We start from the raw sequence: 8,562 nt of genomic DNA on the forward strand, positions 1-8,562 counted from the left end.
GGCAATGGTATGCCACTAGCGTTCTCGAACTACGGCAGCCAATGGTAGCGAAAGAGACCAAGTATTACCTCTACTAGATGAAATTAAAATTCAAACAGTCAAACCAGGTCGCCCTAGACGAAGATTTTCAGTGTTAGCAGCAGACAAGGGATATGATAGCCATGAGAAGCGAGAGCAATTAAGAAAAAGAGGTATTAGACCACAATTCCCCAAAAGAGTCTACAAATCAAAAAAACATCGTGGAAGACCAATTAAAAGTGATACACCACGTTTTCAGCAAGAAAGATGTTTCTCTTGGTTTCAAAGAAAATATAGACGTTTAGTGGTTCGTTGGGAACGTCAATCTCTTGTTTTTGATGGTTTTTTGACTTTGGCAACTATTCATATGTGGATTACCAAAATCATATTAGTGGGATAGGTTCATGCTCTTATCCGAAGGTGTCCCTAAAGGGATACACTTCGATATATCCTTTAGGACTAACCGAGAGCCTCTCTCACAGTCAAACTCAATTTCTTCGAGTAAAGAATCATCTCCTGGTTCTCGATGGGAAAAACTATTAAAGATAGCAGCAATTGTGTTTGTCGCCAAATCGTGCAGAACGATTTCCGCATAAGGATAAAGTAACATCTCGATCGCTTGAGCTATAGGTAGATAACGCTTAATTTCAGGTAACATTAGTTGATTTTCGTCTTAAGTGCCAAATTTCTAGAGGGCTAGATCTTAGAGGAATTCAGGAACAATCTTAACCAATTGCCCTCATCGTTTCTCTCAAGCTCAAGTGCTGGATTTAATTTGGAGTACTTTTGATTTTACTCAACCTTAGTTCATAGATTAATTTATCTTATTTAGACAAAATTGTCTAGTTAAATGAATAGCACTGTTGATTTTTGCCATGAGTAGCAACCTGAAATGTGCGATTCGTTTTTGAGGAAATACTTTTAGTTTGGGGTAACCTTCTTCTGTAACTACTCCTGAGCGGTTTCCACTCCGCACACTTAAGTGAAGTAAAAGATGTCTGGTAAAACATCATTTGTATCTTCCCAGACGAAATTAAAAATTACAGCATTAGTTGGCTGTTTTAAAGATCGAGTGGCAATGGTAAAAACATCGATCGAGATATTTTTTAAATTTATTTTTGCTTCTAGTTAATTTTCATTACGTAGATTTACTATTTTGGCTTAAGTGAATTTTGGTATTTTCCGCGTTTATAACTACTTAAATTACTTTACTTAAAAATACTGATTTTTCGGTATTTTTACTAGTTCTATTTTTGAGTTTAGTAAGTTATAACTAAGTAGCTATACTTGATTAGGATTGACACTTACTTATATGTGGACTTATGTTTAGAACTATTTTTCAGCCTCTTTCCAATCGAAAAAAAAAAAATACGCATTCTTACTAATGAAATAACTGAAAGACAGTCTTATAAATGTATTCATTTATTAGGCTATGCAATACTATTTTTTATGATGATTGATTACGCCATTATATTGATTCCTCCTCATTTTCTTAACCCTGACTGGGAATTCAATACTATCGGTAAAATTATTGATACAGTCTATGTAACTTTACTGGGTTATATGCTAGTTTTCTTTCGTCCTCAGCAACAATCTGTTAAGCATAGTGAATTAAGAATACTTTATTGGCTATCTTGGCTAGCTTTATTGTTAGGTATTGTTTGTTTTTTATTTGTTCCTTTAATCATTGGTAATTCTTGGCGAATTAACATTGCTAACCAAACTAAAATTAACATTCAGTTGGCAAATCAAAACCAACAGGCGGAACAACTTATTCTGAAGCTAGATAATTTAAGCAATAGACAAATACAAAATATATGGGTAAGAAATCAGCAAGCTTCAGCTTTTAATGTTAATGTTTCTTTTAGAGAAAAAAAACAACAAATAGTCCATAAAATTAATTCAGCAGAACAAAGAAAGATAAAACAATTACAGCAGAATTCAAAGAATAATCAACATTTTTTGCTTAAAGTAACTTTTAAATGGCTACTAGGTACAATTGTTGCTGGAGTGTCTTTTGTAAGTATCTGGCAATATAGTGAGTGGGCAAGAAAGTTTTTGATGTATAGCAAAGAGCGTTTGATTTGAGAGATTAACAAATATTTTTGGTAGCTCTGAAAACTTCAGGATAGATTGTAATGATGAAGGAAATACCAAATTGCCCCAATGTAAGTTTCAATTTTTAGAGATTTTTTCTAGTAATAGCTTGTCAATCAAATTTTTAGTCGATTGACTGATAATCTTCTCTTCTACTGTCGAATTTCCACAAAGAGTCTACCATAGTCTTTAAATTTATGGTTCTGCTTATCTTTATGTATTTTACTATTGTTCATAATGTGCTTTGATTCACAATAAGGACAGAATATTGAAACTCATTTTTCAACAAAAATATTATGCATTCTACGAGGAATTAGGAAATATTGCTCAAAGTGAAAAAGATTTTGAGAGGGCTTTGAAATTAAATTTACAGCAAAGAAATGATGGGGGATGTATATCAATATTAGAACAGAGCGCAACAGACGTAATCGTAATTAATCAGGTTAGCTAATCAAACTATCAATTAAGCGATCGCCATAACCAATCCTTCAAACATCGCTAACCCATCATTAATACCAATCGCAGCATCAGAGGCTCTTTCTGGGTGAGGCATCATACCTAAAATATTACCCTGTTGATTAACAATACCTGCAATACTATTTAAAGAGCCATTGGGGTTATGCTCTTCGTTAATTTCCCCTCTAGCACTGCAATAACGGAATAATACCTGATTGTTCTCTTCTAAAGCTTTTAAAGTATCCTCATCTGCAAAGTATCTACCCTCACCGTGAGCGATAGGATAAGTAACTACCTGCTGCTTACTATACTTACGAGTCCAAATCAGATCGTTACGCTCCACTCTAACACGAACACGATCGCAGATAAAATGTAGATCGCGGTTTCTAATCAATGCACCAGGTAATAATCCGACTTCTGTTAATATCTGAAAACCATTACATACACCGAAAACATACTTTCCCGCTTTGGCGTGTTCGATAATACTATTCATTACAGGAGAAAATTGAGCGATCGCACCACAGCGCAAATAGTCACCATAACTAAAGCCACCTGGTATAACTACCACATCAAGATCGTTAATATCTGTATCTTGATGCCACACCATGCGAGTAGGCAAGTTTAATATACCTTGTGTAACTGTCGCCATATCGCGATCGCAATTAGAACCAGGGAAAACAATAATACCGAATTTCATTTTTTTTTAGAGAATGAGAAGAGTTAACAGGTAATGGGCATTGGTGACAACCAACAACGAGCCACTAACAACGAGCAACGAACCAGTAAATTAAGATATCATCCTCACGAATAGAGTACGAGTAACAACTACCCACTAACCAACCGATCGATTTCAAAACAATAATTTTCGATTACGGGATTTGCCAAAAGGCGATCGCATATTCGATCTAATTGAGTCTTGGCATCCGTTTCATCTTCTGCTGTCAATTTCATTTCAATATATTTACCAATTCTGACTCCTTCTACACCTGAATAACCCATTTGTTTAATACCAGATTCCACTGCTGTACCCGCAGGATCGAGAACTGAAGAACGCAAGGTAACATAAATACGAGCGTGATAGTTATTAGCCATGAAAGTAAGTAATATGACTGTTGCAGATTAAAATTTTAAAAGAACTATAGTTACGATAAAACTAACCCAAATAGTTTAGCCTATTTATTACCCCTTCTTAAGATACGCACATTAGATGAATATCCCAATGAAAGCTCAGCGCACTCGCTCCCAACAAAAAGTCATCCAAGTTTTACAAGAGTTAAAAAAAGCTATTTCTGCTCAAGAGCTTTATATTGAGTTGCGTAACCGCAAACAGAATATGGGTTTAGCCACAGTTTATCGTTCTTTAGAAGCATTGAAGTTGCAAGGAGAACTAAAAGTAAGGTTATTGCCCAGTGGGGAATCTGTCTATAGTTCTATCAGTCGCGATCGCCATCACTTAACCTGTGTTAACTGTCACACCTCTATTCCCATCGAACAATGTCCCGTACATCAGCTAGAAAAGCAGTTAGAAGCATCTCATCAGTTTAAAGTGTATTATCACACCTTAGAATTTTTTGGACTGTGCGATCGATGTCAAGTAGCAAGTAGCAAGTAGTAAGTAGCAAGTAGACGAGCTACCCTGCCTAGCTTCCAGGTGTTTACACCCGTCGTATTGGGGTGTTGATCCCCATCGCATTTGGGGACAAGGGAATGGGCGAGATAGTAATTAACTATCAACAATTAACAATTAACCACTAACAACTTACGTTTCAACATCGGTACGGATTGTAATCACACTACCATTAAAATCATAAGTTCTTCCCTCTAAACGAATAGGAGTGCCAATTTTCAATTTTTTTGTTCCTTCTATCACCACACCAGCACTTGTAACCTGTGCTTGACTACCAAAAGTAAGAACCATATCGTGAATCAAAGCGACTTCAGGACGAGGATCGGGTAATGCTTTAACCGTACCATCTGGCTGAGGTACAGGGGTAGTTCTCGGCAAACGTTCTGTGTCAAGAATTTCTACTGTTCCTGCGGGTTGATTGCGAATGACAATGCTAGCCTGTTTATCCTCTTGGAATTCTGCTAGTAAACCATCAAAATCGCCAGCACTCAAACCTCTAACCAAAACTTCTACTTCAATCGACTTCACGTTACTTTGTGCTACCCCTGGAATTACAGAAGTACCAGGAAAGAAAAAGATACCCGCCACAGCAAGTAAAATTACTCCCGCAGCACCCAAATCCAAAATACTAACTTTTCCGAAAAGCCTTCCTTTAGAATCAATAATCTTCATGGCTAATTATCCTCGTAGTTATTCCCGAAATTTAGTATACATAATAGTGATTGAGATAGTGATTGAGTACTAACCAAGAGGAAAAAATATGAATAAACATAAAAAAAGTAACCAATTATACTAATCCTTACGATTCAATAAAATAAATAAGCCACCAACTAGGTCATTATTTATGACAACTATTGTCTCTTCCAACAATTCTCCTGATACTCAAGCAAAATCACCCTCTTTATTTGCTGATGCTAGTCAAAGATTAGAAAACGCGCTGCAATATGTTTCAATCTCAGAAGATGCTATTGAAAGACTGCGTTACCCCAGAGCCAGCCTCGCTGTATCTATTCCTGTAAGAATGGATAATGGCTCACTCAAGATATTTACAGGCTATCGAGTGCGTTACGATGATACCAGAGGGCCAGGGAAAGGAGGAGTACGTTATCATCCCAGTGTTACCCTTGATGAAGTGCAATCCTTAGCCTTTTGGATGACTTTCAAATGTGCCTTACTAGATTTACCCTTTGGCGGTGCAAAAGGAGGGATTATTGTTAATCCCAAAGAATTATCCAAAGCAGAATTAGAAAGACTCAGCAGGGGATACATTAACGAAATTGCGGATTTTATTGGGGAAAATGTGGATATCCTTGCTCCCGATGTCTATACCAACGCTACTATTATGGGTTGGATGATGGATCGTTACAGCACCATCAAACGACAAATTATTAGAGGAGTGGTTACAGGAAAACCTTTAACCCTTGGAGGTAGTAAAGGAAGAGATACCGCTACTTCAACAGGTGCTTTTTACGTAATTCAATCAATTTTACCTAAATTTAAGATTAATCCTCAACAAACCACCGTTGCGATTCAAGGCTTTGGTAATGCTGGCGCAACTTTAGCCGAATTACTATTTCAAGCAGGATACAAAGTAGTTGCTGTCAGTGATTCTAAAGGGGGAATTTACGCACCAAGGGGTTTAGATATTCCGAGTATTCGTCAGCATAAAAATAGTAATAAGGAAATAAAAGCTGTTTACTGTCGCGATAGTGTTTGCGATATTGTAGAACATCAAACAATTACTAATCAAGAATTACTTACTCTTGATGTTGATGTTTTAATTCCTGCTGCATTAGAGAATCAAATCACTACTGAAAACGCCAAAGATGTCAAAGCAAAGTATATTTTTGAAGTAGCTAATGGCCCTGTTAATTCGGCTGCGGATAAAATATTATTAGAGCAAAATATTCAAGTTATTCCCGATATTTTAGTTAATGCTGGTGGGGTAACAGTTAGTTATTTTGAATGGGTACAAAATCGTAATGGCTTTTATTGGACACTAGAAGAAGTTAATCAAAAACTAAAGGCTAAAATGGAAGTCGAAACCCAACAAGTATGGGAAATAGCTCAAAAACTACAGCTTGATATGCGTACTGCTGCTTATGTGCATGGTTTAAATCGCCTTGGTGAAGCGATGGGGGCTAAGGGTACAAGGGATTATTATAGTAATTCAAGAGATCGTTAAATCTCGCGCAAAGTCTTTTATCTAGCTTAGTTTGGGGCAAATACACAAAGTTAAAGCAACTCAGAGATGAAAGCGCAAAGCAATTTTAAAAATTAGCAATTTATTAAGGCTATTGAATCAATTTGCTTACCATAATTCTCGATCTTGCCATAATCCTAATACCAAAATAACATTACTGATTTACTAATTATGCAACTAAAAACCCCACCTCATTACTATACTCCAGAAGAATATTTAGCCTTAGAAGAGCAAGCCGAATATAAAAGTGAATATCACAACGGAGAAATTATACCAATGACAGGAGGTACTACAAATCATAATGAAATTTCAGGTAATTTATACAGTAATCTAAAATTTGCTCTAAAAAAAAAGTCCTATAAAGTATATATTGCTGATGTGCGTTTATGGATATCCCACCACAATGTATATACCTACCCTAATGTCATGGTAATTAAAAATGAGCCGATTTATACAGACAAAAGTAAAACTACAGTTACTAATCCTATTTTAATTACAGAGGTGTTATCTAAGTCTACTCAAAACTACGACCAGGGAGATAAATTTACTTACTATAGATCGCTGACAACTTTAGAGGAATATATTTTAATCTCTCAAAATAGTTTTCATGTAATGCAATCTAGTAAAACTGAAGAAAGTAAATGGTTATTATCAGAATATAAGACAGAAAATGCGATTATTAAGTTAAGTTTTCTCGCTCTAGAAATTGAAGTAGCAGAACTTTATAATGGTGTTAATTTTTCTGCTAGTGAGTAAATAAAGTATTAATTTATTTCTATAAAATTTATTGAGATTTTTTTAATAAAAAGTAGGGTGAGCATTGCCCACCCTACTACAGCTTATACAACTGTTTCTAATACTTTTTGATGAGTTGGTTCTAAAATTAGATAGCCTTCAAGTAATGATGATTCTGGTAAATTAGCAAGCTTTTGTTTAAAATCAGATGGTTTTATTTTTTGAGTATCTAAAAGCTCTCGGTAACGCATATTAATTTCACCAAGAGTATTTCGAGAATTATGCAAAATTGTATGACGATGTTCTGATGCTGTCTTGGTATCAATTTTTAACAAATGAAGAATTACTAGAGTTTTGGGATTATTTGAAGTCGAAAAATGAACAGAGCCATGATGATGGTTGAAAATGGATCAATCATCGATCGCGACTATGGAGCATCGCTTTAGTTGTGTATCCTTGATGGTAAGAAGCTAAAAATTGGTGGGATAACTAGAAGAGCCAGAATAGTAAATTTGAGGAAAGCTTATGAGTTGGTGGGACTACCTGTTCGATAACGTACCTATTAATTGGTCAAACTTTAACTGCGATAAGACACCGATTTTTACCAGTGCCTTATGTGGTCTTCTCATCGCGACTGGATTTTTGTTCGCAGCCTTGGGCTTTTCTTCAATGTTAGTATGGCGCGAGAAAAGAACTGGTGGAGTAGGAGCTGCCGGAGGTGTAATTGGGTTTATTATTGTTCCTGCGGTTATGTTTACGGGGGCACCATGGAGTCTATGGATAGACAATGATTATCCAGACAGGTTAGTACCAGCAATTATCGGTGGGAACTTATTAAATGGGATCTTGATTGGAACATTACTTGGCTCAATCAAGAAATTCTTATTGTGAATGACCTATTAATCCTTTGCCTCTGATAATAGCGATCGCTGATTAAGGAGAATGATATTCTGTCTTGACCAAAAAATCAGTTTCGTTGATAGCGATCGCTATGTGAGAGAATGATCCTGGGCGTAGTTCAAAAGCGGGTATTTTGGGTAACAAAGTCAAAATAATCATCTTTTAAGAAAATATTTAATCGCTTGAACATCTTTTAGGCTCTTATCAATTGTATTAAGTTTCTGATTAATAGCAGCAAAGCCAATACAGCTAACTGTTAAACCTAGACCAGATAAAAATGCTGTTCCATTAGTAATTTGGGCGTTGCTGATTTAGCGAACGAGTGCGCGACGGCGAAGCCGAGTCCTTTAGGGGTCTTGGGCGGGGCAGAAGAGTTCTGCCGTGAAACGACAGAATCAGCCCCTTGGGTTTCCCTCAATGAGCAATATGCGCGATGCGAAGCGAGTCCTTTAGGGGAGCGGTATCCTTTAGGACTCGTTCAAGACAGTAATGTCACCCAAAATAATACGGTTCGTAGCTATAAGCT

At 36.3% G+C, this 8,562-nt stretch carries 14 protein-coding genes; 7 read left to right on the plus strand and 7 right to left on the minus strand.

The features are described from left to right. Positions 1-88 precede the first annotated feature (88 nt). The gene (locus H1P_RS28350) at positions 89-418 is read left to right on the plus strand and encodes a transposase (protein WP_246141608.1); all 330 of its coding nucleotides are present in this window, start codon (positions 89-91) and stop codon (positions 416-418) included. Here H1P_RS28350 and H1P_RS28355 read toward each other — a convergent pair. After that, a complete protein-coding gene (locus H1P_RS28355) occupies positions 407-676 on the minus strand; it encodes a PAS domain-containing protein (RefSeq protein ID WP_144874047.1) in 270 nt (89 codons plus the stop codon). The genes H1P_RS28350 and H1P_RS28355 overlap by 12 nt on opposite strands. Before the next feature lie 656 nt (positions 677-1,332). Between H1P_RS28355 and hpsJ-A the strand changes: the two genes are divergently transcribed. Continuing rightward, positions 1,333-2,106: an HpsJ-like protein, cyanoexosortase A-associated gene (gene hpsJ-A / locus H1P_RS28360; protein ID WP_222427290.1), complete on the plus strand. Its 774-nt coding sequence runs from the start codon at positions 1,333-1,335 to the stop codon at positions 2,104-2,106. Between the two features lie 161 nt (positions 2,107-2,267). Here the strand turns inward: hpsJ-A and H1P_RS40010 are convergent, their stop codons facing one another. Continuing rightward, entirely contained in the window at positions 2,268-2,384 is a 117-nt protein-coding gene (locus tag H1P_RS40010) for an IS1/IS1595 family N-terminal zinc-binding domain-containing protein (RefSeq protein WP_425461558.1), read from the minus strand. Between H1P_RS40010 and H1P_RS28365 the strand changes: the two genes are divergently transcribed. Beyond that, positions 2,384-2,566, plus strand: coding sequence for a hypothetical protein (locus H1P_RS28365; protein WP_144874051.1), 183 nt, complete (start codon positions 2,384-2,386; stop codon positions 2,564-2,566). The genes H1P_RS40010 and H1P_RS28365 overlap by 1 nt on opposite strands. A 12-nt stretch (positions 2,567-2,578) precedes the next feature. On the opposite strand, the gene purQ is transcribed toward H1P_RS28365, so the two are convergent. Both purQ and purS read right to left on the minus strand, forming a co-directional pair. Beyond that, positions 2,579-3,268: a phosphoribosylformylglycinamidine synthase subunit PurQ gene (gene purQ / locus H1P_RS28370; protein WP_144874053.1), complete on the minus strand. Its 690-nt coding sequence runs from the start codon at positions 3,266-3,268 to the stop codon at positions 2,579-2,581. A gap of 128 nt (positions 3,269-3,396) precedes the next feature. After that, positions 3,397-3,663 (minus strand): phosphoribosylformylglycinamidine synthase subunit PurS, encoded by a 267-nt coding sequence (gene purS, locus H1P_RS28375; protein ID WP_144874055.1) that lies wholly within the window; start codon positions 3,661-3,663, stop codon positions 3,397-3,399. A 127-nt stretch (positions 3,664-3,790) separates the two neighbouring features. Here purS and H1P_RS28380 point away from each other — a divergent pair, with 127 nt between their 5' ends. Further along, positions 3,791-4,183, plus strand: a complete 393-nt coding sequence (locus tag H1P_RS28380) for a Fur family transcriptional regulator (RefSeq protein ID WP_144874057.1) — start codon at positions 3,791-3,793, stop codon at positions 4,181-4,183. A 147-nt stretch (positions 4,184-4,330) separates the two neighbouring features. Here H1P_RS28380 and H1P_RS28385 read toward each other — a convergent pair whose 3' ends face one another. Further along, a complete protein-coding gene (locus tag H1P_RS28385) occupies positions 4,331-4,870 on the minus strand; it encodes a DUF4330 domain-containing protein (protein WP_144874059.1) in 540 nt (179 codons plus the stop codon). 172 nt (positions 4,871-5,042) lie between these two features. Between H1P_RS28385 and H1P_RS28390 the strand changes: the two genes are divergently transcribed. Both H1P_RS28390 and H1P_RS28395 read left to right on the plus strand, forming a co-directional pair. After that, on the plus strand, positions 5,043-6,383 hold the full coding sequence (locus tag H1P_RS28390; protein WP_144874061.1) for a Glu/Leu/Phe/Val family dehydrogenase: 1,341 nt from the start codon (positions 5,043-5,045) through the stop codon (positions 6,381-6,383). A gap of 189 nt (positions 6,384-6,572) precedes the next feature. Further along, on the plus strand, positions 6,573-7,157 hold the full coding sequence (locus H1P_RS28395; protein WP_144874063.1) for a Uma2 family endonuclease: 585 nt from the start codon (positions 6,573-6,575) through the stop codon (positions 7,155-7,157). Positions 7,158-7,240: 83 nt separating this feature from the next. On the opposite strand, the gene H1P_RS28400 is transcribed toward H1P_RS28395, so the two are convergent. Next, the gene (locus tag H1P_RS28400) at positions 7,241-7,471 is read right to left on the minus strand and encodes a hypothetical protein (RefSeq protein WP_144874065.1); all 231 of its coding nucleotides are present in this window, start codon (positions 7,469-7,471) and stop codon (positions 7,241-7,243) included. Positions 7,472-7,661: 190 nt separating this feature from the next. Here H1P_RS28400 and H1P_RS28405 point away from each other — a divergent pair, with 190 nt between their 5' ends. Further along, the gene (locus H1P_RS28405; RefSeq protein WP_144874067.1) at positions 7,662-8,027 is read left to right on the plus strand and encodes a hypothetical protein; all 366 of its coding nucleotides are present in this window, start codon (positions 7,662-7,664) and stop codon (positions 8,025-8,027) included. 42 nt (positions 8,028-8,069) lie between these two features. On the opposite strand, the gene H1P_RS39080 is transcribed toward H1P_RS28405, so the two are convergent. Next, a complete protein-coding gene (locus tag H1P_RS39080) occupies positions 8,070-8,195 on the minus strand; it encodes a hypothetical protein (RefSeq protein ID WP_281291251.1) in 126 nt (41 codons plus the stop codon). Between the last annotated feature and the right edge of the window lie 367 nt (positions 8,196-8,562).

This window comes from Hyella patelloides LEGE 07179 (assembly GCF_900659865.1).
GTDB lineage: Bacteria > Cyanobacteriota > Cyanobacteriia > Cyanobacteriales > Xenococcaceae > Hyella > Hyella patelloides.

Coding starts and splice junctions, on each gene's coding strand:
- H1P_RS28355 (WP_144874047.1), bottom strand. CDS start 676: ATGTTACCTGAAATTAAGCGTTATCTACCTATAGCTCAAGCGATCGAG.
- purQ (WP_144874053.1), bottom strand. CDS start 3,268: ATGAAATTCGGTATTATTGTTTTCCCTGGTTCTAATTGCGATCGCGAT.
- purS (WP_144874055.1), bottom strand. CDS start 3,663: ATGGCTAATAACTATCACGCTCGTATTTATGTTACCTTGCGTTCTTCA.
- H1P_RS28380 (WP_144874057.1), top strand. CDS start 3,791: ATGAAAGCTCAGCGCACTCGCTCCCAACAAAAAGTCATCCAAGTTTTA.
- H1P_RS28385 (WP_144874059.1), bottom strand. CDS start 4,870: ATGAAGATTATTGATTCTAAAGGAAGGCTTTTCGGAAAAGTTAGTATT.
- H1P_RS28390 (WP_144874061.1), top strand. CDS start 5,043: ATGACAACTATTGTCTCTTCCAACAATTCTCCTGATACTCAAGCAAAA.
- H1P_RS28395 (WP_144874063.1), top strand. CDS start 6,573: ATGCAACTAAAAACCCCACCTCATTACTATACTCCAGAAGAATATTTA.
- H1P_RS28405 (WP_144874067.1), top strand. CDS start 7,662: ATGAGTTGGTGGGACTACCTGTTCGATAACGTACCTATTAATTGGTCA.
- H1P_RS39080 (WP_281291251.1), bottom strand. CDS start 8,195: ATGATTATTTTGACTTTGTTACCCAAAATACCCGCTTTTGAACTACGC.